Below are 26,367 nucleotides of genomic sequence, written 5' to 3'. Positions count from 1 at the left end.
TCATGGTTAGATAATATTTTGTAGTTAAAATAGTTAATCTTAGGTTAGATTTGTGATACAAAGTTATAAGAAAAAATACAGGAATCTTTCAATTAACTATTTTTCAATGTTTTTTATAATTTAATTGCTCCCAGATTTGACAAAACGATGCGAAATGTCAACTCTGGGAGCAATTGACCGGGGGGATACTGCCTCTTTGCAGCCCCCACGGAAAAGAGAAGGTTACTTTTTCAGTTCCGGATAACTGATGCGTGTATGGTACATGGTTTTCAGTTTTTCCTTGAAGACGGCCTTGACCGTGGCGATGTCCTTGAAGGTAATCGGGCATTCCTTGAAGTATCCTTCCTGTACCTGACTGTCGATGATTTTCTCCACCAGGTTGGAAATGCTTTCTTCCGTATATTCCGGCAGACTTCTGGAAGCCGCTTCCACCGAGTCGGCCATCATCAGGATGGCCTGTTCCTTGGTAAACGGATTCGGTCCCGGATACTGGAACGGTTCCTTGTCGACTACCTCATCAGGGTGTTCGTTCTGATACGAGATGTAGAAATATTTGGTCAGTCCCGCACCGTGATGCGTACAGATGAAGTCCTTGATGACCTGTGGCAGGTCGTATTTGTCGGCCAGTTTCATTCCGTCGGTAATGTGACTGATGATGACCTGTGCGCTCTGCTTGTAGCTCAACTGGCTGTGCGGATTGAATCCCGACTGGTTCTCGGTAAAGAATGCAGGGTTCAGCATCTTGCCGATGTCATGGTACATGGCACCTGTACGGACCAGCTGACTGTTCGCCCCGATGCGGTTGGCTGCTGCGGCTGTCAGGTTGGCCAGCTGCAGGGAGTGCTGGAAGGTACCCGGAGCCACTTCCGACATCTCGCGCATCAGTTTGTTGTTGATGTTCGACAGCTCTACCAGCGTTACGTTCGAAGTAAATCCGAAGGTCTTCTCCAGGATAAAGAGAAGCGGATACGTAAACAGCAGCAGGATGCCGTTGATGATGAAGTTGATGTATACGGTAGTACTCAGCTGTGCGATTTCGCTGACGTGAATCAGGTCGAGTGCCAGGTACAGGATGGAATATACACAGACCACAATCAAGGCACTCCGCAGCAGTTGGGAGCGCTGTGAAAGTTCACGGAGACTGTAGATACCGGCCATGCCCGCTACCGTCTGCAGCAGGATGAACTCGTGCGGCGTGCGGAGCGATATGGAACACAGCAGGATGGAAATGATGTGCGCCATGAAAGCCGTGCGCGAATCCAGGAAAATGCGGATGATGATGGGCAGCATGGCAAAAGGAACGATATAGACGCTCATGATGGCATGCTCTACCATGATGAATGAAAGGATGGGGAAGAAGATGATGATGCAGAACAACAGTCCCAGGCTTCCTTTCTTCAGGTAATAATCCCGGCGGAACAGTTCCAGGTAAATCAAGAAGCAGCTGATGAGGATGGACACGAAGAGGATCTGTCCCAGCAGGGTCAGTCGCTTTTCAGTCGCCGTCTCGTTTCTTTTGTCCCATTCTTTTTCCAGCGACTTCAGGATATTATAGGTCTCCTGGTCGATGATCTCCCCCCGGTCGATGATTTTCTGTCCGTTCATTACAAAACCGTTGGCCCATGAGATGCTGGACAGCAGGTCCTGTCTGGCGCTTTCCGACCGCTCCTTGTCGTACACCAGGTTCGGTGTCAGGTAATTGTCGAGGTTGCACCGCTGCATCAGGTTCTTCCGGTAGTGGACCGTATCCGAATTGATCAGTTCCTCATAGGCCCGCTTGATGCTGTAGAGCTCGCCGATTTCCTGCAGGCTGGAGGTATTCTTGGAAACAATCTGTATGCTTCTCAGGCTGTCCATGTTCAGTTGCATCAGGTCTTCCGGAGAGATGATGCCTTTCTCGTAGATGTTTTTCAGTATCCGCTCGATGTGATGTGCATAACTGGCTTCGGGAATGATTTTCTTGAGTTCACTGTTGTAGTCCGACTTGAAGCGGGCAATGGCCTTGCTGCCGCTGTCGTTCAGTGAAAAATAAGGGTGGTATTCCGCCATGATGCTGTCCTGCTCTTTCTGCACCTGGGCATCGTCTTTGTAGATGGGAAAATCGAAAGACGCCTGCAGCAGACCGTACTTCCAGGGCTTGTTGATATCGAACTGATAATTGAAAGCCCCCTTCTTGGGCAGGAAATAAACAATGATGGTTACCGTCGCCAGGAAAATGGCACATTTGTAAAGCAAGTCTTTATAGGAAAATTGATTATTCGTCTGGAAACTTTTCATGATGTAAGATATTTTGGGCGCAAAATAAGAAAAAAACGGGAAATTTAGCTTATTTTTGCAGCGTATTTTTAGATGAAAATCATTATGGCAGAAAGAAAAGTAAGAGTTCGTTTTGCACCCAGTCCGACCGGTGCATTACATATAGGCGGTGTCCGTACTGCTTTATATAACTATCTGTTCGCCCGTCAGCATGGGGGAGACCTGATTTTCCGTATCGAAGACACGGATTCCAACCGTTTTGTTCCGGGTGCGGAAGAATACATTATCGAGTCGTTCAAGTGGCTGGGCATTCATTTTGATGAAGGAGTGAGTTTCGGTGGAAACTATGGTCCTTACCGTCAGTCTGAACGCCGTGACATCTACAAGAAATATGTGAAGGTGCTGCTGGACAACGGAAAGGCTTATATCGCTTTTGATACGCCGGAAGAACTCGAGGCGAAACGCAAGGAAGTGCCTAACTTCCAGTACGACGCTTCTACCCGTACTTCGATGAGAAACTCATTGGTGATGCCGGAAGAAGAAGTGAAGCAGCTGATTGCCGAAGGCAAGCAGTATGTGGTACGTTTCAAGATTGAACCGAATGAGGATGTACATGTACACGACCTGATCCGTGGAGAAGTGGTGATCAACTCTTCTATCCTGGATGACAAGGTATTGTATAAATCAGCAGATGAACTTCCTACTTATCATCTGGCCAATATCGTAGATGACCACCTGATGGAGGTTTCTCACGTAATCCGTGGCGAGGAATGGCTTCCTTCTGCTCCGCTGCACGTACTGTTGTACCGTGCTTTCGGATGGGAAGATTCAATGCCTGAATTCGCTCACCTGCCTTTGCTGTTGAAACCGGACGGAAACGGAAAACTCAGCAAGCGCGACGGAGACCGTCTTGGTTTCCCGGTATTCCCGCTGGAATGGCACGATCCGAAAACGGGTGAGGTATCATCGGGATATCGTGAATCAGGTTATCTGCCCGAAGCGGTCATCAACTTCCTGGCCCTGCTGGGATGGAATCCGGGAAATGACCAGGAAATCATGTCGATGGATGAACTGATCAGACTGTTCGACCTGCACCGTTGCAGCAAGGCCGGAGCCAAATTCGATTATGAAAAGGGAAAATGGTTCAACCATGAATATATCCTGATGAAGAGCGACGAGGAAATTGCTGCTCTCTTCATGCCGATCCTGAAAGAACACGGTATCGAAGCACCGATGGAAACGGTAGTTACGGTAGTGGGACTGATGAAGGGTCGTGTAAGTTTCGTGAAGGAACTGTGGGAAACCTGCAAGTTCTTCTTCGTAGCTCCTACAGAATACGATGAAAAGACCGTGAAGAAACGCTGGAAAGAAGATTCGGCAGCACGCATGCTCGAACTGGCAGACGTACTGGAATCTTTGGATGATTTCTCACTGGCTCATCAGGAAGAGGTGGTAATGAAGTGGATCGAAGAGAAGGGTTATCACCTGGGTAATATTATGAATGCTTTCCGACTGACTCTGGTAGGAGAGGGTAAAGGCCCTCATATGTTTGATATATCTGCGGTTCTGGGTAAAGAAGAGACGCTTGCCCGTATACGTCGCGCCGTAGAAGTACTCAAATAATAGATTTCAGGGAAATGATTTATAATCTTTTTATATATCTTTATGTAAGTGCAGTCCGTATGGCTGCACTTTTCAGTGAAAAGGTATCGAAAATGGTGGCCGGACAGAAGAAGACTTTTTCTGTCCTGGAACAACATATAGACCCGAAGGCGAAATACATCTGGTTTCATGCGGCCTCACTGGGAGAATTCGAACAGGGACGTCCGCTGATTGAAGAGATTCGCCGCAGGTTCCCGGAGTACAAGATTCTTCAGACGTTTTTCTCTCCTTCCGGATACGAGGTGCGCAAGGATTACAAGGGGGCGGACGTGGTTTGCTATTTGCCTCTGGATACTCCCGGCAATGCCCGCAGATTCGTAGAGAAGGCACATCCCTGCATGGCTTTCTTCATCAAGTATGAGTTCTGGAAAAACTATCTGACGGAACTGCACGAGAGACAGATTCCCGTATACAGTGTATCGTCCATCTTCCGTCCGGAACAGATTTTCTTCAAATGGTACGGCGGGGGATACCGGGAGGTATTGAAATGCTTTACCCATCTGTTTGTCCAGAACCAGGAGTCGGTGGATTTGCTCAAGACCATCGGGGTGACGGAAACGTCCATTAGTGGTGATACCCGTTTCGACCGGGTACTGGATATTTGCAGCCAGGCAAAGGTGCTTTCGCTGGTGGAACGCTTCAAGGGCGACCGGCTGACAATGGTGGCTGGCAGCTCGTGGGCACCCGATGAAGATATCTTTATCCCTTATTTTAATGCACATCCTGAGGTGAAGCTGGTCATTGCGCCTCACGTGATCGATGAGTCGCATCTGAAGGAGATTACCGGTAAGGTAAAAGGAAAGGTGGTCCGTTATTCTCAGGCTACGGAAGAGAATGTGGCGGAAGCCGACTGTCTGATTATCGACTGCTTTGGCCTGCTTTCTTCCATTTACCGTTATGGAGAGATTGCCTATATCGGCGGGGGCTTTGGAGTAAGCATCCATAATACACTGGAAGCGGCGGTGTACGGTATACCCGTCATCTTCGGACCAAACAACAAGAAGTTCATGGAGGCCCAGGGACTGAAACAGTGTAAGGGAGGTTTCGAAATACAGGGTGCTTCCGACTTCAATGAACTTATGGACCGGTTCAGGGAAGACCGTCAGTTCTTGCAGCTTTCGGGTGAGAATGCCGGAAATTATGTAAAGAAAAATGCAGGTGCCTTGGAGAAAATCCTTGAAACCATCCGTTTATAGTTAAAGACGACAGAAGTGAAATAAATAAAGGTATGAGAGGCTGTCTCAAAATACTTTGAGACAGCCTCTTTTTTATGATGATTCCGAGTGAAATAAAAGACGGATGTACGTTTCTTATTTCAGGTCTTATTTATTGTTTTCTTCCGCTTTCAGCAATCAGGTTCGTAATCCGCTCATTGAACTGGTCTGCTTTCATCAGCTGTTCAATAGAGAGGTGCATACGCCACCTCCAGTAATGCTTCGGATTCGCCGGAATGTTGATGCGTTCTGCCTCAATGTCCGGATTACGTAGTTCCTCGTCGATGGAAGTCCAGTCCTGCCAAGTCAGGATACAGAGCATGGACGGGCTGTCCAGATGCTGGCGGACAATCTCTTCGCACAGCCATCCGGGTGCATGTTCCGGAAGTTCGCCCCAATGTCTCAGCTCATGCCAGTAGAAATGTCCGGTTACTTCACGGTTTTCTTCCCACCATCCTCTCAGAGTAGACATGTCGTGAGTGCCGATGGTACATACCGACCGGTACGGATATTCGCTGACATGTCCGAATTCATGTTTCGGATCCTTAGGCATGCGCTGGATTTCCAGCGATAGAATCTGCAACTGGTTCATTACCCAAGGCACACAGTCGGGCACCATACCCAAATCTTCTCCGCAGACCAGCATGGAAGTTGACTGCGTGAGTATCGGCAACTTCTTCATGGCCTCGCTGTACCAGAATTCGTTGTGGCGCTGGTAGAAGTAATGATTGTACAAACGGTTGAACGCTTCCTGTTCCTGGCGGTTCAGCTGGTTGTAGATAAAGTCGGTCTGTGCGGCGATGCGCGGATGATACATGTCCGGATTCTTGCGGTCTACCACAAACAGTACGTTGCTGATCAGGGTATACAGTCCTTCCTTGATGTACAGGCTTTCATTGTCAATCTTGCCGTTGAAGAAGGCTTCCACCTTACGCTGCGTGTCAAACTCTTCGCGCATGCGGTAGATACCATATCCGGTATGCTCAACAAATGTATTGCGTACATAGTCGCTGTGTTCGCCGAATACTGTATCCAGGATGCGGTCGTTGATGAACGGCTTGGTCATGAAGTCACGCTGGAAGTACAGTCCGAAACTCTGGATTTCCTCACGGCTCATCGGCAGAGCAGGTACAAACTGGCCCAGCAGACCGTGTACGGAATGAATAGGTATTTCCCAGATGCGGAAGAAGCCCAGGATGTGGTCGATTCGGTAAGCGGTGAAATATTCAGCCATTTTCCGGAATCTGCGGCGCCACCACTGGTATCCGTCTTTAGCCATCACTTCCCAGTTGTAAGTCGGCATACCCCAGTTCTGTCCCTTGGTAGAGAAGGCATCGGGTGGGGCTCCGGCCTGTCCGTTCATGTTGAAATAATAAGGTTCTACCCAGGCTTCCACACTGGTACGGCTGATACCGATTGGAATATCTCCCTTGACGATGACTCCCAGTTCCCGTCCGTGAGTGCATGCTGCCAGCAGCTGGATGTGCAACTCATATTGGACGAAATAATAATAGGCGATGTCTTGATAAGCAGGACTTGCTGCCTGGCACAATGCTTCGATTTTTTCTTTCTGGTAAGTCTGGTATTCTCCCCACTGTGAAAAATCAGGTGTTCCGTTGATGTCGCGCAGATACGAGAAGGCAGCATACGGCTGCAGCCAGTCGCGGTTGTCTTCAAAGAACTTCAGGAAGTCAGGACTCTTCAGAATGTTTTCCTGTTCCTGAGCAAATACTGCTTTCAGGTATTTGTGCTTCAGTTCGTTGACGGCTTCGTAATCGACCTGTGGAAGCGCATTAAGACGGATGCGTTCTTCCTCAAACTCCTTTGCTTCCTTCCAGTTGTCGAGCGACGGGAGCTGACGGAGGTCGGTAAACATCGGATGGAAGGCATAAATGGAAATGCTGCTGTACGGATACGAATCAGTCCATGTCTTGGTAGTCGTCGTATCATTGATCGGGAGAATCTGTACGGCTTTCTGTCCGGTACTTGCTGCCCAGGTGATGAATTCCTTCAGGTCGCCGAAGTCGCCGACACCGCAGCTTCCTTCCGACCGGAGTGAGAAGACCGGGATGGCACTTCCGGCAATCCGCTTGGGAGCCTGTGCAAAGAAGACTTCCGTTTCGGGGGCCAGGTAAGTCTCACCGCGCTGCAGCGGCTGGATATGGAACACACGGTTGTCATGGGCTTCCCATTCAACCACCGCTCCGGTTTCGATGTCAACGGCTACAAACTTATATTCAAACGGGTATTCCAGTTTGGAAGCGTCAAAAGACAGGTGCCATACATTCGGCTGTACCTCCTGCATACGGATAGGACGGCAATATTCCCAGTTGCCGAGGAGGTTGCAGTTGCCGATGATACCCAATGCCTGGTGGTGTGTGCTCAATTCCGGGCAGAGGGCACGGAAAGTAATGCAGCTTCCGGTATGATTTTGTATGGGAGCAGGATCCTGGACACGATGTATACTGTTGAAGGCCGAGCTGTACCGGTGTGCGGCTTCCGGCAGGTCGCGCCAGCAGTCGTCAATCAGGTAATGGCTCTGCTGGGCATTCCCCGGATAGCAACTGTGCGGGATGCTTCCCAACTCTTTCCGTATACATGTCTGGTCACGGTATACGCCATAACGGTAGGTGAGCGCTTCATTCAAAGGATAGTCGAAGCTACCGTGCCATTCCACCCCGTCTCTTGTTGTGAGTTCCAGTGTACGGGTTTCGTCGTCGTTGAGAATGACTCTCAGAGACTCACCCCATACAGTATGATACTGAATACGAAATGTAATTTTCATTTTGTAATAGAGGTATTAGAGTTTATAGTTTTTATCAAAAATAGTGATTTTGATTGGTTTTTAGGAAATATGAAATGAAAATATAAAGAAGATTTCAGGCAAATGGCTGTAAGATAATCTGTTATTCTGCTTTCTCAATCGGAAAAATATAAATGAGATTAATGAAGCCTGAAAAGGAAAAAGGCGGTTCAGGAAGGGGTACGGCCACTCTGAAAAGCCTTCCGGAAGGGAAAAGACAGAATAATTTTTTCTGAATCTATAGTGTATTATTCGGCTTTTTTCCTACATTTGCCTGCGTAAAATCAGAAATCAACATTAAATATTTTATATCATGGAAAACGAAAAAAACAATAATCAGCTTCAGATAGAACTGAAAGAAGAGGTAGCTCAGGGAACTTATGCAAACCTCGCCATCATTACTCATTCGACTTCAGAATTCATTTTGGACTTTGTCCGTATCATGCCGGGTATTCCTAAGGCAGGTGTGCAGTCTCGTATCGTAATGACTCCGGAACACGCCAAGAGACTGATGTATGCCCTGCAGGACAATGTGGCAAAATATGAGAATAATTTCGGCCCGATCCGTATGCCGGAAGAACAGCAGGCTCATGGCAAAACATTCGTTCCGCCATTGAGCGACTTCAAAGGAGAAGCTTAAAAAAGTATAAAATCAGGACTTTAGCGCCCATTTTTCGTCTTTTTGCGAAAAATGGGCGTTTTTTATTTTAAAACAGTTTGTCTATTAAAAAGTTATTTGTAATTTTGCAGCCCGAAATGTATTGTTTCGCTTAAGGATTGGAAAAACAATAAACAAAATATATAACAATTAAAAATCAAACAAAATGCCTACTATTCAACAGTTAGTAAGAAAAGGAAGAACGGTTTTGGTTGATAAGAGTAAATCACCTGCATTGGACTCATGCCCTCAGAGACGTGGTGTTTGTGTACGTGTTTACACTACAACTCCTAAGAAACCGAACTCAGCAATGCGTAAAGTTGCTCGTGTACGTCTGACAAACTCTAAGGAAGTGAACTCATACATCCCGGGAGAAGGACACAACTTGCAGGAACACTCAATCGTATTGGTTCGTGGTGGTCGTGTGAAAGACCTTCCAGGTGTACGTTATCATATCGTTCGCGGTACTTTGGACACAGCCGGTGTGGCAGGTCGTACACAGAGACGTTCTAAATACGGTGCTAAGCGTCCTAAACCAGGTCAGGCAGCAGCTCCAGCAGGAAAGGGAAGGAAAAAATAATCCGTAGCTGAGTACAATCCTTTTTAGAAAAACAAGTTATTAAATTCGTTTTGGTTTGTTGGAAAAGCTTTAAGGTTGAGTAAATGTCTCGGAGGAGGCGTTGAAGTAAACAGAGAATGCAGCCCCAAACTAAACATTATTATCAAACAAAATGAGAAAAGCAAAACCAAAAAAACGTGTGATCCTTCCGGATCCGGTATTTAATGATCAGAAGGTTTCTAAATTCGTTAACCATCTGATGTATGATGGAAAGAAGAATACTTCTTACGAAATCTTCTACAATGCATTGAAAACAGTTGAAACTAAACTTCCTAACGAAGAAACTTCAGCTTTGGAAGTTTGGAAAAAAGCCTTAGATAACGTAACTCCGCAGCTGGAAGTTAAATCTCGCCGTATCGGTGGTGCAACTTTCCAGGTTCCTACAGAAATTCGTCCTGATCGTAAAGAGTCAATTTCAATGAAAAACTTGATTGCTTTCGCTCGTAAGCGTGGTGGTAAGTCTATGGCAGACAAATTGGCTGCTGAAATCTTGGATGCTTACAACGAACAGGGTGGTGCTTTCAAGCGTAAGGAAGATATGCACCGTATGGCTGAAGCTAACCGTGCGTTCGCTCATTTCAGATTTTAATCAAGTAATAATTTAATAGGATAATTAAAATGGCTAAGCAAGATTTGCATTTGACCCGTAATATCGGTATCATGGCTCACATCGATGCTGGTAAGACAACTACTTCAGAACGTATCTTGTTCTACACAGGTCTGACTCACAAAATCGGTGAGGTTCATGACGGTGCTGCAACAATGGACTGGATGGAGCAGGAACAGGAACGTGGTATTACTATCACTTCTGCTGCAACTACAACTCGTTGGAAATATGCGGGTAATACTTATAAAATTAACTTGATTGACACTCCGGGACACGTTGACTTTACTGCTGAGGTAGAACGTTCTTTGCGTGTGCTCGACGGTGCAGTGGCTGCTTATTGTGCAGTAGGTGGTGTTGAACCGCAGTCTGAAACAGTATGGCGCCAGGCTGATAAGTATAATGTACCTCGTATCGGTTACGTAAACAAAATGGACCGTTCAGGTGCAGACTTCTTTGAAGTAGTTCGTCAGATGAAGGATGTATTGGGTGCTAATCCGTGTCCGGTTGTTATTCCTATTGGCGCAGAAGAAAACTTCAAGGGAGTAGTTGACTTGATCAAGATGAAGGCTATCGTATGGCACGATGAAACAATGGGTGCTGACTACGATGTAGAAGATATTCCTGCAAACTTGGTTGACGAAGCTCAGGAATGGAGAGACAAGATGCTGGAAAAAGTGGCTGAGTTCGACGAAGCACTGATGGAAAAGTATTTTGACGATCCTTCTACTATCACTGAAGAAGAAATCTTGCGTGCTCTGCGTGCCGGAACATTGAAGATGGATATCGTTCCGATGTTCTGTGGTTCTTCTTTCAAGAACAAAGGTGTTCAGACTTTGCTGGATTATGTATGTGCTTTCTTGCCTTCTCCGCTGGATACTCCGAATATCATCGGAACTAATCCTACTACAGGTGCTGAAGAAGACCGTAAGCCAAGTGAAGATGAAAAGACTTCTGCTCTGGCGTTCAAGATTGCAACTGACCCGTATGTAGGTCGTTTGACTTTCTTCCGTGTTTACTCAGGTAAGGTTGAAGCCGGATCTTATATCTTCAACTCTCGTTCTGGTAAGAAAGAACGTGTATCTCGTCTGTTCCAGATGCACTCAAACAAGCAGAACCCTGTTGAAGTGATCAGCGCAGGTGATATCGGTGCAGGTGTTGGTTTCAAAGATATCCGTACTGGTGATACTTTGTGCGACGAAACAGCTCCTATCGTTCTTGAATCTATGGACTTCCCGGAACCGGTTATCGGTATCGCAGTTGAGCCTAAGACTCAGAAAGACTTGGATAAATTGTCTAACGGTTTGGCTAAGCTGGCTGAAGAAGACCCGACATTTACTGTTAAGACTGACGAACAGACTGGTCAGACAGTTATCTCAGGTATGGGTGAGCTTCACTTGGATATCATCATCGACCGTCTGAAACGTGAGTTCAAGGTTGAATGTAACCAGGGACGTCCTCAGGTTAGCTACAAGGAAGCAATTACTAAGACTGTTGAACTGCGTGAAGTTTACAAGAAGCAGTCAGGTGGTCGCGGTAAGTTCGCTGATATCATCGTTTCAATCGGCCCGGTTGACGAAGACTATACTCAGGGTGGCTTGCAGTTCATCGACGAAGTGAAGGGTGGTAACGTGCCTAAGGAATTCATCCCTTCAGTGCAGAAAGGTTTCCAGACTGCAATGAAGAACGGTGTATTGGCAGGATATCCGCTTGATTCATTGAAGGTAGTGTTGAAGGATGGTTCATTCCACCCGGTTGACTCTGACCAGTTGTCTTTCGAAATCTGTGCTATCCAGGCTTACAAGAACGCTTGCGTAAAAGCAGGTCCTGTTTTGATGGAGCCTATCATGAAGCTGGAAGTTGTTACTCCGGAAGAAAACATGGGTGACGTTATCGGTGACTTGAACAGACGTCGTGGACAGGTTGAAGGTATGGAAACAAGCCGTTCAGGTGCTCGTATCGTTAAGGCTATGGTGCCGCTGGCTGAAATGTTCGGTTATGTAACTGCATTGCGTACCATCACTTCAGGTCGTGCAACTTCATCAATGTCTTACGATCACCACGCTCAGGTTTCTAGCTCAATCGCTAAGACTGTACTGGAAGAAGTTAAGGGTCGCGTAGACTTGGTATAATAGAAAAATATCTTGAAGCTTATGAGGGCAAGCGAATGACTCTTTGCCCTCAAGCTTCATCTTACTAACTATAAATAATTAATTAAACAAATGAGTCAGAAAATCAGAATTAAACTGAAATCTTACGATCACAACTTGGTAGACAAGTCAGCTGAAAAGATTGTAAGAACTGTGAAGGCTACAGGCGCTATCGTTAGCGGTCCTATTCCATTGCCAACTCACAAGCGTATCTTTACTGTTAACCGTTCGACTTTCGTTAACAAGAAGTCACGTGAACAGTTCGAACTGTCTTCTTACAAGAGACTGATCGACATCTATAGCTCAACTGCAAAGACAGTAGATGCTTTGATGAAGTTAGAATTACCGAGTGGAGTAGAAGTAGAAATTAAAGTTTAATGTATTTAAAATTTAACTGAAATGCCAGGATTATTAGGAAAGAAAATCGGAATGACATCCGTTTTCAGTGCTGATGGTAAGAATGTACCATGCACTGTTATCGAAGCTGGTCCTTGTGTAGTTACTCAGATTAAGAGTGTAGAAAAAGATGGCTATGCAGCTGTTCAGGTAGGTTTCCAGGACATGAAGGAAAAGCACACTACTAAACCGTTGATGGGTCACTTTAAGAAAGCTGGGGTAACTCCAAAGAGACACTTGGCCGAGTTCAAAGATTTCTCAGAAGAATTGAATTTAGGTGACACTATTACCGTAGAATTGTTCAACGATGCTTCTTATGTAGACGTTATCGGTACTTCTAAGGGTAAAGGTTTCCAGGGTGTTGTAAAACGTCACGGATTTGGTGGTGTTGGTCAGACAACTCACGGTCAGCACAACCGCGCTCGTAAGCCGGGTTCTATCGGTGCTTGTTCTTACCCTGCAAAAGTATTCAAAGGAATGCGCATGGGCGGACAAATGGGTGGTGACAGAGTAACTACTCACAACTTACAGGTATTAAAAGTAATTCCTGAACACAACTTGCTGTTGATCAAGGGTTCTGTTCCGGGTTGCAAAGGTTCAATCGTAATAATTGAGAAATAATGGAAGTTAACGTATTAAATATTAAGGGTGAAGATACCGGAAGAAAGGTTACTTTGAACGAAGCTATCTTTGGTATTACTCCGAATGATCACGCTATCTATCTGGACGTAAAACAGTACATGGCTAATCAGCGCCAGGGAACTCACAAGTCTAAGGAAAGAAGCGAAATCAGTGGTTCTACTCGTAAATTGGGCCGTCAGAAAGGTGGTGGTGGCGCTCGTCGTGGTGACATCAACTCTCCGCTGTTGGTAGGTGGTGCTCGTGTGTTTGGTCCTAAACCACGTGATTACTGGTTCAAATTGAACAAGAAGGTAAAGGCTTTGGCTCGTAAGTCTGCATTGGCTTATAAGGCTCAGGCAAACAACATCGTAGTAGTAGAAGACTTCGCTTTCGAAGCTCCTAAAACTAAAGAATTTGTAAATGTTGTGAATAATCTTAAAGTAGCTGGTAAAAAGCTGCTTATGGTTTTGCCGGAAGCAAATAAAAACGTATATTTGTCTGCTCGTAACTTAGAGCGTACAAATCTTGCAATTGCTTCTGCGCTGAATACATATGCTGTATTGAACGCAGAAACTGTTGTTGTGACAGAGAGTGCATTGAAAGCTATCGAGGAAACCTTAGTTAAATAAGTAAAGGAGACGAAGTAATATGGGAATGATTATTAAACCGTTGGTTACAGAAAAAATGACGGCGATATCTGAAAAGTTTAATCGTTTTGGATTTATTGTTCGTCCTGAAGCTAACAAATTACAGATTAAGAGTGAAATCGAAGCTTTGTATAACGTGACTGTAGTGGACGTAAATACTGTTCGCTATGCAGGTAAGAACAAGAGCCGTTATACTAAATCTGGCCTTATTAACGGACGCACAAATGCTTATAAGAAAGCAATCGTTACGTTGAAGGAAGGCGATACTATTGATTTTTATAGCAATATTTAAATAGAAGATGGCAGTACGTAAATTTAAGCCCACAACACCGGGGCAGAGACACAAAATTATTGGTACTTTTGAAGAGATTACTGCATCGGTACCAGAAAAATCTCTTGTATATGGAAAGCGTTCTACTGGTGGTCGTAACCACGTAGGTAAAATGACAATGCGCTATATCGGTGGCGGTCATAAGAGAAAATTCCGTATTATCGACTTTAAGAGAAATAAAGACGGTGTTCCAGCAGTTGTTAAGACAATCGAATATGATCCGAACCGTTCGGCTCGTATCGCTTTGCTGTTTTATGCTGATGGTGAAAAAAGATATATCATTGCTCCTAATGGATTGCAGGTAGGTAGTACTTTGATGTCTGGTGCGAATGCGACGCCTGAGATTGGTAACGCACTTCCATTGGAAAATATCCCGGTAGGTACTGTAATTCACAACATCGAATTGCGTCCGGGTCAAGGCGCTGCTTTGGTAAGATCGGCTGGTAACTTTGCTCAGTTGACTTCTCGTGAAGGAAAATATTGTGTTATCAAATTGCCTTCAGGTGAAGTAAGACAAATCTTGAGTGCTTGTAAGGCTACTATCGGTAGTGTAGGTAATTCTGATCATGCTTTGGAAGCTTCTGGTAAGGCAGGTCGTTCTCGTTGGCTGGGCCGTCGTCCTCACAACCGTGGTGTTGTTATGAACCCTGTTGATCACCCGATGGGTGGTGGTGAAGGACGTCAGTCAGGAGGTCACCCGAGATCACGTACAGGCTTGTATGCTAAGGGCTTGAAGACAAGAGCACCTAAGAAACAGTCTTCTAAGTATATTATTGAAAGAAGAAAGTAATAACAACTGATTAATTGAGTAATTTATGAGTCGTTCATTAAAAAAAGGTCCATATATTAATGTAAAACTGGAAAACAAAGTGCTGGCTATGAATGAAAGCGGCAAGAAATCAGTTGTTAAGACATGGGCTAGAGCTTCAATGATTTCGCCTGATTTCGTAGGGCATACAATTGCAGTTCATAACGGAAACAAATTTATTCCTGTTTACGTTACTGAGAACATGGTTGGTCATAAGTTGGGAGAATTCGCTCCGACACGTACTTTCCGTGGACACGCTGGTAACAAGAAAAAATAATACAGGACGCTTATTGAAATAATAAAGTAATAAATAATGGGAGCAAGAAAAAAAATATCGGCTGAAAAAAGAAAAGAAGCCCTTAAAACCATGTATTTTGCGAAATTGCAAAATGTGCCTACTTCTCCACGCAAAATGCGCCTTGTGGCTGACATGATCCGTGGTATGGAGGTAAATAGAGCGCTTGGTGTTTTGAAGTTTTCTTCTAAAGAAGCTTCTGCTAGAGTTGAAAAGTTGTTACGCTCTGCTATTGCTAACTGGGAACAGAAAAACGAACGTAAGGCTGAAGACGGCGAATTGTTTGTAACTAAGATTTATGTTGACGGGGGAGCAACCTTGAAAAGAATGAGACCGGCTCCACAGGGTAGAGGTTACAGAATTCGTAAACGTTCAAACCACGTAACTTTGTTCGTTGATTCTAAGAATACTAATGATAAAAATTAAGATTAGATGGGACAGAAAGTTAATCCGATAAGCAACCGTTTAGGAATTATCAGAGGATGGGATTCTAACTGGTACGGTGGCAAGAATTATGGTGACGCTTTGTTGGAAGACAGCAAAATTCGTAAATATCTGAATGCCAGACTTGCAAAAGCCAGCGTTTCAAGAATCGTTATTGAGCGTACTCTGAAATTGGTTACAATCACTGTTTGCACTGCTCGCCCAGGAATTATCATTGGTAAAGGTGGTCAGGAAGTTGATAAGTTGAAAGAAGAGTTGAAGAAGATCACCGACAAGGATATCCAGATTAATATCTTCGAAGTTAAGAGACCGGAACTCGACGCTGTGATCGTTGCTAATAACATTGCTCGCCAGGTTGAAGGTAAAATCGCTTACCGTCGTGCCATTAAAATGGCTATCGCCAATACAATGCGTATGGGCGCTGAGGGTATCAAGGTACTGATCTCAGGACGTTTGAATGGTGCTGAAATGGCTCGCTCTGAAATGTATAAGGAAGGACGTACACCGTTGCATACTTTCCGTGCTGACATCGACTACTGTCATGCAGAAGCTTTGACAAAGGTTGGTTTGCTCGGTATCAAGGTATGGATTTGCCGTGGTGAGGTTTACGGAAAACGTGAATTGGCTCCTAACTTTACTCAGAGTAAAGAAAATAACCGTGGTGGAAACGGAAACAATGGTGGAAAGAATTTCCGCAGAAAGAAAAACAACAATCGCTAACGAATTTGAATTTTAGGAATTATGTTACAACCGAAAAAGACAAAATTCAGAAGACAGCAGAAAGGTAGCGCAAAAGGTAACGCCCAGAGAGGACATCAGTTGGCTTTTGGTACTTTCGGTATCAAATCTCTTCAGACTAAATGGATTACTGGACGTCAGATTGAGGCAGCCCGTATTGCTGTGACAAGATATATGCAGCGTCAGGGTCAAATCTGGATTCGTATATTCCCTGATAAACCAATTACTCGTAAGCCTGCTGACGTACGTATGGGTAAGGGTAAAGGTTCTCCAGAAGGTTTCGTAGCTCCTGTAACTCCGGGTCGTATTTTGATCGAAGTGGAAGGTGTATCTTTCGATGTGGCAAAAGAAGCTCTGCGTCTTGCAGCTCAGAAACTGCCTGTTACTACTAAGTTTATTGTTAGACGTGATTACGACGCAAGTCAAAATGCTTAATTGATATGAAGATTGCAGAAATTAGAGAAATAGCTACCAACGAATTGGCAGAAAGAATTCAGACTGAAGTTGCCAATTATAATCAAATGGTTTTGAATCATTCGATCTCTCCGCTGGAAAATCCTGCACAGATCAAGAAATTACGCAGAACTATTGCGCGTATGAAAGCAGAATTGCGTCAGAGAGAACTTAACAAATAATAATGGTCCTCATGGAAGCTAGAAATTTAAGAAAAGAAAGAACTGGTGTTGTAGTTAGCAATAAAATGGATAAGACCATTACTGTTGCTGCTAAGTTTAAGGAAAAACACCCTATTTACGGTAAATTCGTTTCTAAAACGAAAAAATACCACGCTCATGACGAAAAGAACGAATGCCAGATCGGTGATACAGTTCGCATTATGGAAACTCGTCCTTTGAGTAAAACTAAGAGATGGAGATTGATTGAAATTATCGAAAGAGCTAAGTAATTATGATACAAGCAGAATCCAGACTTACAGTATGTGACAACAGTGGTGCTAAAGAAGCTCTTTGTATCCGCGTATTAGGCGGTACAAAGAGACGTTACGCCTCTGTAGGGGATGTAATTGTTGTTTCAATTAAGAGTGTTATCCCCTCAAGTGATGTTAAAAAAGGTGCAGTATCAAAGGCCCTGATCGTACGTACTAAGAAAGAAATCCGTCGTGCTGATGGTTCTTACATTCGTTTTGATGACAATGCTTGCGTGTTGCTGAACAACGCAGGTGAAATTAGAGGAAGTCGTATTTTTGGCCCGGTTGCAAGAGAGTTGCGTAATGCAAATATGAAAGTGGTTTCACTTGCACCTGAAGTACTTTAATTTTGTAAAAGATTTAAGTAATGAGTAAATTACATATTAAAAAAGGCGATACAGTTTACGTAAACTCTGGTGAAGATAAGGGTAAAACTGGCCGCGTGTTGAAAGTTCTCGTTAAAGAAGGACGTGCATTGGTAGAAGGTATCAATATGGTATCTAAAAGTACCAAACCTAACGCTAAAAATCCTCAGGGTGGTATTGTGAAGCAGGAAGCTCCTATTCACATCTCTAACTTGAACCCGGTAGATCCTAAAACAGGAAAGCCGACACGTGTAGGTAGAAGAGAAAGTTCTGATGGAAGAACATTTGTTCGTTATGCTAAAAAATCAGGAGAGGAGATTAAATAATGAGTAATACTGCTAGCCTTAAGAAAGAATATGCTGAGCGTATCGCTCCGGCATTGAAGAATCAGTTCCAGTATACTTCATCTATGCAGATTCCAGTTCTGAAGAAGATTGTAATCAATCAGGGATTGGGTATGGCTGTTGCTGATAAGAAGATTATTGATGTAGCTATTAATGAGTTAACAGCAATTACTGGACAGAAAGCTGTTGCCACTGTTTCTCGTAAAGATATCGCAAACTTCAAGTTGCGTAAGAAAATGCCAATTGGTGTCATGGTAACTTTGCGTCGTGAAAGAATGTATGAGTTCCTTGAAAAATTGGTTCGTGTGGCTTTGCCGCGTATCCGTGACTTCAAAGGTATCGAAAGCAAGTTCGACGGAAGAGGTAACTATACTTTGGGTGTTCAGGAACAGATTATCTTCCCTGAAATTAATATCGATAGTATTACTAAAATTCTCGGAATGAATATTACCTTTGTAACTTCTGCTCAGACAGACGAAGAAGGTTATGCTTTGTTGAAGGAATTCGGTTTACCGTTTAAAAACGCTAAAAAAGATTGATAAGATATGGCAAAAGAATCAATGAAGGCTCGCGAAGTCAGAAGAGCCAAACTGGTAGCCAAATATGCTGAGAAACGTGCAGCGTTGAAGAAGATTGTTAACACAGGTGATCCTGCAGAAGCTTTTGAAGCAGCTCAGAAATTGCAGGCTCTTCCTAAAAATGCCAATCCTATCCGTTTGCACAACCGTTGCAAACTGACTGGTCGTCCAAAAGGATATATGCGTCAGTTTGGCATTTCACGTATTCAGTTCCGTGAAATGGCTTCAAATGGTTTAATTCCGGGCGTTAAGAAAGCAAGCTGGTAATTTTTTTATTATTAAATATTGTCAGGGTAGTCCTGATTAATTTAACAATTATTTTTTATGACAGATCCAATCGCAGATTATCTCACAAGATTGAGAAATGCAATTAGTGCTAAGCACAGAGTTGTGGAAGTACCTGCTTCAAACCTGAAAAAGGAAATTACAAAGATCCTGTTTGACAAAGGTTACATCCTGAACTACAAATTTGTAGAAGATGGTCCTCAGGGTACTATCAAAGTTGCTTTGAAGTACGATGCTGTTAACAAAGTTAACGCTATTAAGAAACTTGAAAGAGTATCTACTCCAGGTATGCGTAAGTATACTGGCTACAAAGACATGCCGAGAGTTATTAACGGATTAGGTATTGCTATTATATCTACTTCCAAAGGTGTGATGACTAACAAAGAAGCTGCTGAACTGAAGATCGGTGGTGAAGTTCTTTGCTATGTATATTAATGTAGGAGGATAATCAATGTCAAGAATAGGTAAATTGCCCATTAGTATTCCTGCTGGAGTAACAGTTACTCTGAAGGACAATGTAGTGAATGTGAAAGGTCCAAAAGGTGAGTTGAGCCAGTTTGTAAATCCTGCTATTACTGTAGAAGTTGCAGATGGACATGTAGTGTTGAAAGAAAATGAAGACGCTATGCTTGATAACCTGAAACAGCGTCATGCATTCCATGGTTTGTATCGTGCTTTGATCAACAACATGGTTGTAGGTGTTTCTGAAGGTTACAAGAAAGAACTCGAATTGGTCGGTGTTGGTTACCGTGCCTCTAATAATGGTAACATCATTGATTTTGCTCTGGGTTATACTCATAATATCTTTATGCAGTTGCCTCCAGAAATCAAGGTTGAAACTAAATCAGAAAGAAATAAGAACCCTCTTATTATATTGGAATCTTGTGACAAACAGCTGCTTGGTCAAGTTTGTTCAAAAATACGTTCTTTCCGTAAGCCTGAACCTTATAAAGGAAAAGGTATTAAGTTTGTTGGTGAAGAAATTCGTAGAAAGTCTGGTAAGTCAGCTGGCGCTAAATAATTCACTTAAAATCGTATAATTATGACAACAAAAATAGAAAGACGAATCAAGATCAAATATAGAGTACGCAATAAGATTTCAGGTACAGCTGAACGTCCGCGTATGAGTGTGTTTAGAAGTAACAAGCAGATCTATGTTCAGATTATCGATGATTTGAGCGGTAAAACATTGGTTGCCGCATCTTCTCTGGGTATGGAAACAATGCCTAAGAAGGAACAGGCTGCTAAAGTTGGTGAACTGATCGCTAAGAAGGCTCAGGAAGCTGGTATTACGACTGTCGTATTCGACCGTAATGGTTACTTGTATCATGGGAGAGTAAAAGAAGTAGCTGATGCTGCTCGTAACGGTGGACTTAAATTTTAATGAATTATGGCAGTTAATAATAGAGTCAAGATCACTAACGATATAGAGTTGAAGGATAGATTGGTTGCAATCAATCGTGTTACTAAGGTTACAAAAGGTGGTAGAACTTTCAGTTTTTCTGCTATTGTAGTAGTTGGTAACGAAGATGGTATCATCGGTTGGGGATTGGGAAAAGCTGGTGAAGTTACTGCAGCTATCGCTAAAGGTGTTGAAGCTGCTAAGAAGAACTTAACTCGCGTTCCGGTTCTGAAAGGTACTGTTCCTCACGAACAGTCAGCTAAATTCGGTGGTGCAGAAGTGTTTATTAAGCCTGCTTCTACCGGTACTGGAGTGGTAGCTGGTGGTGCTATGCGTGCCGTTCTGGAAAGTGTGGGTGTAACTGACGTTTTGGCTAAGTCAAAAGGTTCATCAAATCCGCACAACTTGGTTAAGGCTACTATTCTGGCTTTGAGCGAAATGAGAGATGCTCGCATGGTAGCTCAGAACAGAGGTGTAAGTTTGGATAAAGTATTTAGAGGATAAGGAGGTTAAGCATGTCAACTATTAAGATTAAGCAAGTAAAAAGTAGAATTGGTGCTCCTGCTGACCAGAAGAGAACACTGGACGCACTGGGACTTCGTAAATTGAATCGTGTGGTTGAACACGAAGCAACTCCTTCGATTCTGGGTATGGTTGAAAAGGTTAAGCACCTGGTTGCAATCGTTAAGTAATATATTGTTAATAATAAAGATTCTTACAATATGAATTTAAATAATTTACGTCCCGCAGAAGGATCTGTCAAGACTAGAAAAAGAGTTGGTCGTGGTGCCGGTTCAGGTTTGGGTGGTACTTCTACAAGAGGACATAAAGGAGCAAAATCAAGATCTGGTTATTCTAAGAAGATTGGTTTTGAAGGCGGACAGATGCCTCTTCAACGTCGTGTTCCGAAATTTGGTTTCAAGAATATCAACCGTGTTGAATACAAAGCAATTAACTTGGATACTATTCAGAAATTAGCTGAAGCTAAGAATCTGTCTAAGGTAGGTATCAATGAGTTGATTGAGGCTGGTTTCATTTCTTCTAACCAGTTAGTGAAAGTTCTTGGTAACGGTAGTTTAACTACTAAGCTTGATGTGGAAGCAAATGCTTTCTCTAAGAGCGCAGTAGCTGCAATCGAAGCCGCTGGTGGTAATGCAGTAAAACTCTGATTCAATGAGAAAATCTATTGAAACATTAAAGAATATATGGAATATTGAGGATCTGAGACAGCGGATCCTCATTACTATATTGTTTGTTGCAATTTACCGGTTTGGATCATACGTGGTTCTTCCAGGTATCAATCCTGCCAAGTTGTCGCAGTTGCATGAACAAACAAGTGAAGGTCTTCTTGCCTTGTTGAATATGTTCTCTGGTGGAGCTTTTTCTAATGCTTCTATTTTTGCATTGGGAATCATGCCTTACATCTCTGCATCCATCGTGATTCAGTTGTTGGCTATCGCAGTTCCTTACTTCCAGAAACTTCAGCGCGAGGGTGAAAGTGGACGTCGGAAAATTAATCAGTATACTCGTATCCTGACCATATTCATTTTGATATTCCAGGCTCCTTCTTATCTGATCAACTTAAAGATGCAAGCAAGTGCTGCGCTTAATGCTTCATTAGATTGGACTTTCTTTATTATTACTTCTACCATCATCTTAGCAGCTGGAAGTATGTTCATCTTGTGGCTTGGAGAAAGAATTACTGATAAAGGTATCGGAAACGGTATTTCTCTGATCATCATGGTCGGTATTATCGCACGTCTTCCGCAGGCTTTCTCAGGTGAATTCGTTTCACGTCTTGCTTCTCCGGGCGCCGGTGGTATTGTCATGTTCTTGCTTGAAATTGTCATGCTGATCCTGGTAATTGCAGCGGCCATTCTTTTGGTACAGGGTGTTCGTAAGGTTCCCGTACAATATGCTAAACGCATTGTAGGAAACAAGCAGTATGGTGGTGCTAGACAGTATATTCCTTTGAAGGTAAATGCTGCAAACGTAATGCCGATTATTTTTGCACAGGCTATCATGTTTATTCCAATTACTATTGTTGGATTCTCTAATACTGAATCGGCAAGTAATTTTGCACGGGCATTTATAGATCATACCAGTTTCTGGTATAATTTGGTATTTGCAATCCTGATTATTGTATTTACTTGGTTCTATACAGCTATTACAATCAATCCGACACAGATGGCTGAAGATATGAAACGAAACAACGGTTTCATACCGGGTATCAAGCCGGGAAAGAGTACTGCAGACTACATTGATACAATCATGTCTCGCATTACATTGCCTGGATCTATCTTCTTGGCTATTGTAGCCATCTTGCCAGCTTTTGCCGGAGTATTTGGAGTGCAGGCCGAGTTTGCCCAGTTCTTTGGTGGAACTTCTTTGTTGATTCTCGTGGGTGTGGTTCTTGATACACTCCAGCAGGTTGAAAGCCATTTGTTAATGCGTCATTACGATGGTCTGTTGAGCTCTGGTAGAATCAAGGGACGCTCAGGTAATGTAGCTGCTTATTAAAGGGAGTTATAATGATATTTCTTAAGACAGATGATGAAATAGAGCTGCTTCGTCAGAGTAATCTCCTTGTGGGGAAAACTCTGGCTGAAGTTGCTAAATTAATTCAGCCTGGGGTTACAACCCGTCAACTTGATAAAGTTGCTGAAGAGTTTATAAGAGATCATGGTGCAATCCCTACCTTTAAGGGCTTTCCAAATCCTTATGGGGCTCCGTTTCCGGGAACCTTATGTACTTCGGTCAATGACCAGGTCGTTCATGGAATTCCCAATGATATTCCTTTGAAAGAGGGTGATATCGTTTCAGTCGACTGCGGCACTTACATGAATGGATTTTGTGGAGATTCTGCTTATACATTCTGTGTCGGGGAGGTGGAACCGGAGATTAAGGCACTTTTGAAAACGACAAAGGAGGCTTTGTATAAAGGGATTGAAAACGCTGTTCACGGAAAGCGTATCGGTGATATCGGATTTGCTATCGAGCAGCATTGTGAATCGCATTCCTACGGAGTAGTCCGGGAGTTTGTCGGTCATGGAATCGGAAAAGATATGCATGAAGATCCGCAAGTTCCCAACTATGGTAGAAGAGGCACTGGAGTGCTGTTGAAAAAAGGAATGTGTATCGCGATAGAACCTATGATTACGTTAGGCAACCGGCAGATTGTAATGGAGAGTGACAATTGGACAATCCGGACAAGAGACCGGAAATGTGCGGCTCACTTCGAACACACAGTCGCAATCGGTTTGGATAAGGCAGATATTTTATCATCGTTTGAATTTATAGAACAAGTTTTAGGAGATAAAGCAATTTAATATGGCGAAGCAATCAGCAATAGAGCAAGATGGAGTAATTGTAGAAGCATTGTCAAACGCAATGTTTCGTGTAGAGCTGGAAAACGGACATGAGATTACCGCTCATATTTCCGGCAAGATGAGAATGCATTACATTAAAATATTACCGGGTGATAAGGTTAGGGTAGAGATGTCACCTTATGACTTGTCCAAAGGAAGAATCGTTTTTAGATACAAATAAAAAGAAATAAGATATGAAAGTAAGAGCATCATTAAAGAAACGTACGCCGGAATGTAAGATCGTAAGACGTAATGGCCGTTTGTATGTTATTAACAAGAAAAATCCTAAGTATAAACAACGTCAAGGATAATTTATTATTTTTGCAAAAAAAATAATTTAGTATATGGCTATAAGAATAGTTGGTGTAGATTTGCCTCAGAACAAGAGAGGTGAGATTGCGTTGACATACGTATATGGTATCGGACGCAGTAGTTCAGCAAAAATTTTGGACAAAGCGGGTGTAGACCGTGATTTGAAAGTAAAGGATTGGACTGATGATCAGGCTGCTAAGATCCGTGAGATTATTGGTGCTGAATATAAAGTAGAAGGTGATCTTCGTTCAGAAATCCAATTGAACATTAAGCGATTAATGGATATTGGTTGCTATCGTGGTGTTCGTCACCGTTTGGGTCTGCCCGTAAGAGGTCAGAGCACAAAGAACAATGCTCGTACACGTAAGGGAAGAAAGAAAACAGTTGCAAATAAGAAAAAAGCTACTAAATAATAATTGTTAATATGGCAAAAAAAACAGTCGCAGCTAAAAAAAGAAATGTAAAGGTTGATGCTAATGGACAGTTGCATGTTCATTCTTCATTCAATAACATTATCGTTTCTTTGGCAAACAGCGAAGGCCAGATTATTTCTTGGTCTTCTGCAGGTAAGATGGGATTTAGAGGTTCTAAGAAGAACACTCCTTATGCAGCTCAGATGGCTGCCCAGGATTGCGCTAAAGTAGCGTACGACCTTGGCCTGAGAAAGGTGAAAGCTTACGTGAAAGGTCCAGGTAACGGACGTGAGTCTGCTATCAGAACAGTACACGGAGCAGGAATTGAAGTTACTGAAATCATCGACGTAACTCCATTGCCTCACAACGGTTGTCGTCCTCCGAAAAGAAGAAGAGTATAATAAAGATAACCTATTTAGATGTAACTTGAATTTGTTAATAAATGGATTGCAATTCCTTTCTGTAATCGCGGCTGCAACAAATTGAGTTCATTAATAACAATTAAATTAGAAAAGAAAATGGCTAGATATACTGGACCAAAAACTAGAATTGCACGTAAATTCGGTGAAGCAATCTTTGGAGCAGATAAAGTTTTGTCTAAGAAAAACTATCCTCCTGGACAGCATGGAAATACTCGTCGCAGAAAAACATCTGAGTACGGTGTCATGCTGGCTGAAAAGCAGAAAGCAAAATATACTTACGGAGTTTTGGAAAAACAGTTCCGTAACTTGTTTGAAAAGGCTGCAAGCATGAACGGTATTACCGGTGAAATCTTGTTGCAGAGCCTTGAATGTCGTCTTGACAACGTAGTGTTCCGTTTGGGTATCGCTCCTACTCGTGCCGCTGCTCGTCAGTTGGTAGGCCACAAACATATTACTGTTGACGGTGAAGTGGTAAACATCCCTTCATACTCAGTAAAGCCGGGTCAGTTGGTAGGTGTTCGTGAAAGATCTAAGTCTTTGGAAGTTGTTGCTAACTCTTTGGCTGGATTCAATCACAGCAAATATCCTTGGTTGGAATGGGATGAAAACTCTAAGACAGGTAAACTGTTGCACAAGCCAGAAAGAGCAGACATTCCTGAAAACATTAAAGAACACTTGATCGTTGAATTGTACTCTAAATAATAATTAATTTCATGGCGATATTAGCATTTCAAAAACCTGATAAAGTATTAATGTTGGAAGCGGATTCCAAATTCGGAAAATTCGAATTCCGTCCGCTTGAACCCGGTTTCGGTATTACCGTAGGTAATGCTTTACGCCGTATTCTTCTCTCTTCTCTGGAAGGCTATGCTATCAATACACTTCATATCGAAGGCGTTGAGCATGAATTTGCAACTGTACCAGGTGTAAAGGAAGATGTCACTAACATTATCTTGAATCTGAAGCAAGTTCGGTTCAAGCAAATAGTTGAGGAATTCGAAAATGAAAAGGTAAGCATTACCGTTGAGAATTCTACTGAATTTAAGGCAGGTGATATTGGTAAGTATTTGACCGGATTTGAAGTGTTAAATCCTGAATTAGTTATTTGCCATTTAGATTCAAAAGCAACTATGCAGATAGATCTTACAATCAACAAAGGACGCGGTTATGTTCCGGCTGACGAAAACCGTGAATACTGCACCGATGTGAATGTAATTCCTATCGATTCTATTTATACTCCGATTCGTAATGTAAAATATGCGGTTGAAAACTACCGTGTAGAACAGAAGACTGACTATGAAAAGTTGGTGCTGGAAATTACGACGGACGGTTCCATTCACCCGAAGGATGCGCTGAAGGAAGCTGCTAAAATATTGATTTATCACTTCATGCTTTTCTCTGATGAAAAGATTACTCTGGAAACTTCTGATGTTGACGGAAATGAAGAATTCGATGAAGAAGTATTGCACATGCGTCAGTTGCTGAAGACCAAGTTGGTTGATATGGATTTGTCAGTACGTGCATTGAACTGCTTGAAAGCTGCAGATGTGGAAACATTGGGCGACTTGGTACAGTTCAACAAAACAGACCTGCTCAAATTCCGTAACTTCGGTAAGAAATCGCTCACTGAGCTTGATGATTTGCTCGAGAGTCTGAATCTGTCGTTTGGAACAGATATTTCTAAATATAAATTAGATAAAGAATAAC

Annotated in this window: 37 protein-coding genes; 35 read left to right on the top strand and 2 right to left on the bottom strand. The window is 43.1% G+C overall.

Translation table 11 applies throughout. The features are described from left to right. Nucleotides 1-222: 222 nt before the first annotated feature. Nucleotides 223-2,277: an HD family phosphohydrolase gene (locus H3001_RS02240; RefSeq protein ID WP_178244921.1), complete on the bottom strand. Its 2,055-nt coding sequence runs from the start codon at nt 2,275-2,277 to the stop codon at nt 223-225. An 84-nt stretch (nt 2,278-2,361) separates the two neighbouring features. Here H3001_RS02240 and gltX point away from each other — a divergent pair, with 84 nt between their 5' ends. Together gltX and H3001_RS02230 are read left to right on the top strand one after the other, a co-directional pair. Then, nucleotides 2,362-3,879: a glutamate--tRNA ligase gene (gene gltX, locus H3001_RS02235; RefSeq protein WP_178244922.1), complete on the top strand. Its 1,518-nt coding sequence runs from the start codon at nt 2,362-2,364 to the stop codon at nt 3,877-3,879. A gap of 14 nt (nt 3,880-3,893) precedes the next feature. Continuing rightward, nucleotides 3,894-5,114, top strand: coding sequence for a 3-deoxy-D-manno-octulosonic acid transferase (locus tag H3001_RS02230; RefSeq protein WP_181213974.1), 1,221 nt, complete (start codon nt 3,894-3,896; stop codon nt 5,112-5,114). 130 nt (nt 5,115-5,244) lie between these two features. On the opposite strand, the gene H3001_RS02225 is transcribed toward H3001_RS02230, so the two are convergent. After that, entirely contained in the window at nt 5,245-7,917 is a 2,673-nt protein-coding gene (locus H3001_RS02225) for a 4-alpha-glucanotransferase (protein ID WP_178244926.1), read from the bottom strand. Between the two features lie 331 nt (nt 7,918-8,248). On the opposite strand from H3001_RS02225, the gene H3001_RS02220 reads away from it, so the two are divergent. The 33 genes from H3001_RS02220 to H3001_RS02060 all read left to right on the top strand — a co-directional run bounded on the left by H3001_RS02220 (nt 8,249) and on the right by H3001_RS02060 (nt 26,366). Next, on the top strand, nt 8,249-8,575 hold the full coding sequence (locus tag H3001_RS02220) for a DUF3467 domain-containing protein (protein WP_178244928.1): 327 nt from the start codon (nt 8,249-8,251) through the stop codon (nt 8,573-8,575). 184 nt (nt 8,576-8,759) lie between these two features. After that, the gene (gene rpsL / locus H3001_RS02215; protein ID WP_181213973.1) at nt 8,760-9,173 is read left to right on the top strand and encodes a 30S ribosomal protein S12; all 414 of its coding nucleotides are present in this window, start codon (nt 8,760-8,762) and stop codon (nt 9,171-9,173) included. Nucleotides 9,174-9,324: 151 nt separating this feature from the next. Continuing rightward, nucleotides 9,325-9,801, top strand: coding sequence for a 30S ribosomal protein S7 (gene rpsG, locus H3001_RS02210; RefSeq protein WP_178244932.1), 477 nt, complete (start codon nt 9,325-9,327; stop codon nt 9,799-9,801). 29 nt (nt 9,802-9,830) lie between these two features. Beyond that, nucleotides 9,831-11,948 carry an elongation factor G gene (gene fusA, locus H3001_RS02205; protein ID WP_178244934.1) on the top strand — a complete coding sequence of 706 codons (2,118 nt, stop codon included), beginning with the start codon at nt 9,831-9,833 and terminating at the stop codon, nt 11,946-11,948. Between the two features lie 90 nt (nt 11,949-12,038). Beyond that, on the top strand, nt 12,039-12,344 hold the full coding sequence (gene rpsJ / locus H3001_RS02200; RefSeq protein WP_002558075.1) for a 30S ribosomal protein S10: 306 nt from the start codon (nt 12,039-12,041) through the stop codon (nt 12,342-12,344). A gap of 21 nt (nt 12,345-12,365) precedes the next feature. Continuing rightward, entirely contained in the window at nt 12,366-12,983 is a 618-nt protein-coding gene (gene rplC / locus H3001_RS02195; protein ID WP_181213972.1) for a 50S ribosomal protein L3, read from the top strand. Then, a complete protein-coding gene (gene rplD / locus H3001_RS02190; protein WP_181213971.1) occupies nt 12,983-13,612 on the top strand; it encodes a 50S ribosomal protein L4 in 630 nt (209 codons plus the stop codon). The genes rplC and rplD overlap by 1 nt, the downstream gene beginning before the upstream one ends. A gap of 19 nt (nt 13,613-13,631) precedes the next feature. After that, the gene (rplW, locus tag H3001_RS02185; protein WP_181213970.1) at nt 13,632-13,922 is read left to right on the top strand and encodes a 50S ribosomal protein L23; all 291 of its coding nucleotides are present in this window, start codon (nt 13,632-13,634) and stop codon (nt 13,920-13,922) included. A gap of 7 nt (nt 13,923-13,929) precedes the next feature. Then, the gene (gene rplB / locus H3001_RS02180; RefSeq protein WP_181213969.1) at nt 13,930-14,751 is read left to right on the top strand and encodes a 50S ribosomal protein L2; all 822 of its coding nucleotides are present in this window, start codon (nt 13,930-13,932) and stop codon (nt 14,749-14,751) included. A gap of 25 nt (nt 14,752-14,776) precedes the next feature. Then, nucleotides 14,777-15,046, top strand: a complete 270-nt coding sequence (gene rpsS, locus H3001_RS02175) for a 30S ribosomal protein S19 (RefSeq protein ID WP_007559385.1) — start codon at nt 14,777-14,779, stop codon at nt 15,044-15,046. A gap of 36 nt (nt 15,047-15,082) precedes the next feature. Next, a complete protein-coding gene (gene rplV / locus H3001_RS02170) occupies nt 15,083-15,490 on the top strand; it encodes a 50S ribosomal protein L22 (protein WP_007559383.1) in 408 nt (135 codons plus the stop codon). Nucleotides 15,491-15,496: 6 nt separating this feature from the next. After that, the gene (gene rpsC, locus H3001_RS02165) at nt 15,497-16,228 is read left to right on the top strand and encodes a 30S ribosomal protein S3 (protein ID WP_007559382.1); all 732 of its coding nucleotides are present in this window, start codon (nt 15,497-15,499) and stop codon (nt 16,226-16,228) included. Between the two features lie 21 nt (nt 16,229-16,249). After that, nucleotides 16,250-16,681, top strand: a complete 432-nt coding sequence (gene rplP, locus H3001_RS02160; protein WP_007567356.1) for a 50S ribosomal protein L16 — start codon at nt 16,250-16,252, stop codon at nt 16,679-16,681. A 5-nt stretch (nt 16,682-16,686) separates the two neighbouring features. Then, the gene (gene rpmC / locus H3001_RS02155) at nt 16,687-16,881 is read left to right on the top strand and encodes a 50S ribosomal protein L29 (protein WP_007559379.1); all 195 of its coding nucleotides are present in this window, start codon (nt 16,687-16,689) and stop codon (nt 16,879-16,881) included. Between the two features lie 11 nt (nt 16,882-16,892). Next, nucleotides 16,893-17,150, top strand: coding sequence for a 30S ribosomal protein S17 (gene rpsQ / locus H3001_RS02150; RefSeq protein ID WP_040312450.1), 258 nt, complete (start codon nt 16,893-16,895; stop codon nt 17,148-17,150). Nucleotides 17,151-17,152: 2 nt separating this feature from the next. Beyond that, a complete protein-coding gene (rplN, locus tag H3001_RS02145; protein ID WP_181213968.1) occupies nt 17,153-17,518 on the top strand; it encodes a 50S ribosomal protein L14 in 366 nt (121 codons plus the stop codon). 20 nt (nt 17,519-17,538) lie between these two features. Then, the gene (rplX, locus tag H3001_RS02140) at nt 17,539-17,862 is read left to right on the top strand and encodes a 50S ribosomal protein L24 (RefSeq protein WP_007559376.1); all 324 of its coding nucleotides are present in this window, start codon (nt 17,539-17,541) and stop codon (nt 17,860-17,862) included. Further along, nucleotides 17,862-18,419 (top strand): 50S ribosomal protein L5, encoded by a 558-nt coding sequence (rplE, locus tag H3001_RS02135; RefSeq protein WP_181213967.1) that lies wholly within the window; start codon nt 17,862-17,864, stop codon nt 18,417-18,419. The genes rplX and rplE overlap by 1 nt, the downstream gene beginning before the upstream one ends. Nucleotides 18,420-18,425: 6 nt before the next feature. Further along, the gene (gene rpsN / locus H3001_RS02130; RefSeq protein WP_181213966.1) at nt 18,426-18,725 is read left to right on the top strand and encodes a 30S ribosomal protein S14; all 300 of its coding nucleotides are present in this window, start codon (nt 18,426-18,428) and stop codon (nt 18,723-18,725) included. Between the two features lie 57 nt (nt 18,726-18,782). Further along, nucleotides 18,783-19,178, top strand: coding sequence for a 30S ribosomal protein S8 (gene rpsH / locus H3001_RS02125; RefSeq protein WP_181213965.1), 396 nt, complete (start codon nt 18,783-18,785; stop codon nt 19,176-19,178). 16 nt (nt 19,179-19,194) lie between these two features. After that, nucleotides 19,195-19,764: a 50S ribosomal protein L6 gene (rplF, locus tag H3001_RS02120; RefSeq protein ID WP_181213964.1), complete on the top strand. Its 570-nt coding sequence runs from the start codon at nt 19,195-19,197 to the stop codon at nt 19,762-19,764. Between the two features lie 21 nt (nt 19,765-19,785). After that, nucleotides 19,786-20,127 carry a 50S ribosomal protein L18 gene (rplR, locus tag H3001_RS02115; RefSeq protein ID WP_181213963.1) on the top strand — a complete coding sequence of 114 codons (342 nt, stop codon included), beginning with the start codon at nt 19,786-19,788 and terminating at the stop codon, nt 20,125-20,127. Nucleotides 20,128-20,133: 6 nt separating this feature from the next. Then, nucleotides 20,134-20,649 carry a 30S ribosomal protein S5 gene (gene rpsE, locus H3001_RS02110; protein ID WP_007559369.1) on the top strand — a complete coding sequence of 172 codons (516 nt, stop codon included), beginning with the start codon at nt 20,134-20,136 and terminating at the stop codon, nt 20,647-20,649. An 11-nt stretch (nt 20,650-20,660) separates the two neighbouring features. After that, on the top strand, nt 20,661-20,837 hold the full coding sequence (rpmD, locus tag H3001_RS02105) for a 50S ribosomal protein L30 (protein ID WP_181213962.1): 177 nt from the start codon (nt 20,661-20,663) through the stop codon (nt 20,835-20,837). A 30-nt stretch (nt 20,838-20,867) separates the two neighbouring features. After that, nucleotides 20,868-21,314: a 50S ribosomal protein L15 gene (gene rplO / locus H3001_RS02100; RefSeq protein WP_181213961.1), complete on the top strand. Its 447-nt coding sequence runs from the start codon at nt 20,868-20,870 to the stop codon at nt 21,312-21,314. A gap of 4 nt (nt 21,315-21,318) precedes the next feature. Beyond that, complete coding sequence (secY, locus tag H3001_RS02095; protein WP_181213960.1) at nt 21,319-22,665, top strand: preprotein translocase subunit SecY; 1,347 nt, start codon at nt 21,319-21,321, stop codon at nt 22,663-22,665. 11 nt (nt 22,666-22,676) lie between these two features. After that, the gene (gene map, locus H3001_RS02090; RefSeq protein ID WP_181213959.1) at nt 22,677-23,474 is read left to right on the top strand and encodes a type I methionyl aminopeptidase; all 798 of its coding nucleotides are present in this window, start codon (nt 22,677-22,679) and stop codon (nt 23,472-23,474) included. A 1-nt stretch (nt 23,475) separates the two neighbouring features. Next, the gene (infA, locus tag H3001_RS02085; protein WP_002558052.1) at nt 23,476-23,694 is read left to right on the top strand and encodes a translation initiation factor IF-1; all 219 of its coding nucleotides are present in this window, start codon (nt 23,476-23,478) and stop codon (nt 23,692-23,694) included. A 13-nt stretch (nt 23,695-23,707) separates the two neighbouring features. Next, complete coding sequence (ykgO, locus tag H3001_RS02080) at nt 23,708-23,824, top strand: type B 50S ribosomal protein L36 (protein ID WP_002558051.1); 117 nt, start codon at nt 23,708-23,710, stop codon at nt 23,822-23,824. Nucleotides 23,825-23,857: 33 nt separating this feature from the next. After that, nucleotides 23,858-24,238: a 30S ribosomal protein S13 gene (gene rpsM / locus H3001_RS02075; protein ID WP_007559362.1), complete on the top strand. Its 381-nt coding sequence runs from the start codon at nt 23,858-23,860 to the stop codon at nt 24,236-24,238. 11 nt (nt 24,239-24,249) lie between these two features. Beyond that, nucleotides 24,250-24,639 (top strand): 30S ribosomal protein S11, encoded by a 390-nt coding sequence (gene rpsK / locus H3001_RS02070; RefSeq protein ID WP_007567382.1) that lies wholly within the window; start codon nt 24,250-24,252, stop codon nt 24,637-24,639. A gap of 117 nt (nt 24,640-24,756) precedes the next feature. Further along, complete coding sequence (rpsD, locus tag H3001_RS02065) at nt 24,757-25,362, top strand: 30S ribosomal protein S4 (protein WP_181213958.1); 606 nt, start codon at nt 24,757-24,759, stop codon at nt 25,360-25,362. 11 nt (nt 25,363-25,373) lie between these two features. Beyond that, a complete protein-coding gene (locus H3001_RS02060; RefSeq protein WP_178245140.1) occupies nt 25,374-26,366 on the top strand; it encodes a DNA-directed RNA polymerase subunit alpha in 993 nt (330 codons plus the stop codon). The last annotated feature ends 1 nt before the right edge of the window (nt 26,367 follow it).

This window comes from Phocaeicola faecicola, assembly GCF_013618865.1.
GTDB lineage: Bacteria > Bacteroidota > Bacteroidia > Bacteroidales > Bacteroidaceae > Phocaeicola > Phocaeicola faecicola.
This window is presented reverse-complemented; position numbering and strand designations above follow the sequence as displayed.

Excerpts from the sequence above, each read along its gene's own strand:
- H3001_RS02240 (WP_178244921.1), bottom strand. The coding sequence starts at position 2,277 with ATGAAAAGTTTCCAGACGAATAATCAATTTTCCTATAAAGACTTGCTT.
- gltX (WP_178244922.1), top strand. The coding sequence starts at position 2,362 with ATGGCAGAAAGAAAAGTAAGAGTTCGTTTTGCACCCAGTCCGACCGGT.
- H3001_RS02230 (WP_181213974.1), top strand. The coding sequence starts at position 3,894 with ATGATTTATAATCTTTTTATATATCTTTATGTAAGTGCAGTCCGTATG.
- H3001_RS02225 (WP_178244926.1), bottom strand. The coding sequence starts at position 7,917 with ATGAAAATTACATTTCGTATTCAGTATCATACTGTATGGGGTGAGTCT.
- H3001_RS02220 (WP_178244928.1), top strand. The coding sequence starts at position 8,249 with ATGGAAAACGAAAAAAACAATAATCAGCTTCAGATAGAACTGAAAGAA.
- rpsL (WP_181213973.1), top strand. The coding sequence starts at position 8,760 with ATGCCTACTATTCAACAGTTAGTAAGAAAAGGAAGAACGGTTTTGGTT.
- rpsG (WP_178244932.1), top strand. The coding sequence starts at position 9,325 with ATGAGAAAAGCAAAACCAAAAAAACGTGTGATCCTTCCGGATCCGGTA.
- fusA (WP_178244934.1), top strand. The coding sequence starts at position 9,831 with ATGGCTAAGCAAGATTTGCATTTGACCCGTAATATCGGTATCATGGCT.
- rpsJ (WP_002558075.1), top strand. The coding sequence starts at position 12,039 with ATGAGTCAGAAAATCAGAATTAAACTGAAATCTTACGATCACAACTTG.
- rplC (WP_181213972.1), top strand. The coding sequence starts at position 12,366 with ATGCCAGGATTATTAGGAAAGAAAATCGGAATGACATCCGTTTTCAGT.
- rplD (WP_181213971.1), top strand. The coding sequence starts at position 12,983 with ATGGAAGTTAACGTATTAAATATTAAGGGTGAAGATACCGGAAGAAAG.
- rplW (WP_181213970.1), top strand. The coding sequence starts at position 13,632 with ATGGGAATGATTATTAAACCGTTGGTTACAGAAAAAATGACGGCGATA.
- rplB (WP_181213969.1), top strand. The coding sequence starts at position 13,930 with ATGGCAGTACGTAAATTTAAGCCCACAACACCGGGGCAGAGACACAAA.
- rpsS (WP_007559385.1), top strand. The coding sequence starts at position 14,777 with ATGAGTCGTTCATTAAAAAAAGGTCCATATATTAATGTAAAACTGGAA.
- rplV (WP_007559383.1), top strand. The coding sequence starts at position 15,083 with ATGGGAGCAAGAAAAAAAATATCGGCTGAAAAAAGAAAAGAAGCCCTT.
- rpsC (WP_007559382.1), top strand. The coding sequence starts at position 15,497 with ATGGGACAGAAAGTTAATCCGATAAGCAACCGTTTAGGAATTATCAGA.
- rplP (WP_007567356.1), top strand. The coding sequence starts at position 16,250 with ATGTTACAACCGAAAAAGACAAAATTCAGAAGACAGCAGAAAGGTAGC.
- rpmC (WP_007559379.1), top strand. The coding sequence starts at position 16,687 with ATGAAGATTGCAGAAATTAGAGAAATAGCTACCAACGAATTGGCAGAA.
- rpsQ (WP_040312450.1), top strand. The coding sequence starts at position 16,893 with ATGGAAGCTAGAAATTTAAGAAAAGAAAGAACTGGTGTTGTAGTTAGC.
- rplN (WP_181213968.1), top strand. The coding sequence starts at position 17,153 with ATGATACAAGCAGAATCCAGACTTACAGTATGTGACAACAGTGGTGCT.
- rplX (WP_007559376.1), top strand. The coding sequence starts at position 17,539 with ATGAGTAAATTACATATTAAAAAAGGCGATACAGTTTACGTAAACTCT.
- rplE (WP_181213967.1), top strand. The coding sequence starts at position 17,862 with ATGAGTAATACTGCTAGCCTTAAGAAAGAATATGCTGAGCGTATCGCT.
- rpsN (WP_181213966.1), top strand. The coding sequence starts at position 18,426 with ATGGCAAAAGAATCAATGAAGGCTCGCGAAGTCAGAAGAGCCAAACTG.
- rpsH (WP_181213965.1), top strand. The coding sequence starts at position 18,783 with ATGACAGATCCAATCGCAGATTATCTCACAAGATTGAGAAATGCAATT.
- rplF (WP_181213964.1), top strand. The coding sequence starts at position 19,195 with ATGTCAAGAATAGGTAAATTGCCCATTAGTATTCCTGCTGGAGTAACA.
- rplR (WP_181213963.1), top strand. The coding sequence starts at position 19,786 with ATGACAACAAAAATAGAAAGACGAATCAAGATCAAATATAGAGTACGC.
- rpsE (WP_007559369.1), top strand. The coding sequence starts at position 20,134 with ATGGCAGTTAATAATAGAGTCAAGATCACTAACGATATAGAGTTGAAG.
- rpmD (WP_181213962.1), top strand. The coding sequence starts at position 20,661 with ATGTCAACTATTAAGATTAAGCAAGTAAAAAGTAGAATTGGTGCTCCT.
- rplO (WP_181213961.1), top strand. The coding sequence starts at position 20,868 with ATGAATTTAAATAATTTACGTCCCGCAGAAGGATCTGTCAAGACTAGA.
- secY (WP_181213960.1), top strand. The coding sequence starts at position 21,319 with ATGAGAAAATCTATTGAAACATTAAAGAATATATGGAATATTGAGGAT.
- map (WP_181213959.1), top strand. The coding sequence starts at position 22,677 with ATGATATTTCTTAAGACAGATGATGAAATAGAGCTGCTTCGTCAGAGT.
- infA (WP_002558052.1), top strand. The coding sequence starts at position 23,476 with ATGGCGAAGCAATCAGCAATAGAGCAAGATGGAGTAATTGTAGAAGCA.
- ykgO (WP_002558051.1), top strand. The coding sequence starts at position 23,708 with ATGAAAGTAAGAGCATCATTAAAGAAACGTACGCCGGAATGTAAGATC.
- rpsM (WP_007559362.1), top strand. The coding sequence starts at position 23,858 with ATGGCTATAAGAATAGTTGGTGTAGATTTGCCTCAGAACAAGAGAGGT.
- rpsK (WP_007567382.1), top strand. The coding sequence starts at position 24,250 with ATGGCAAAAAAAACAGTCGCAGCTAAAAAAAGAAATGTAAAGGTTGAT.
- rpsD (WP_181213958.1), top strand. The coding sequence starts at position 24,757 with ATGGCTAGATATACTGGACCAAAAACTAGAATTGCACGTAAATTCGGT.
- H3001_RS02060 (WP_178245140.1), top strand. The coding sequence starts at position 25,374 with ATGGCGATATTAGCATTTCAAAAACCTGATAAAGTATTAATGTTGGAA.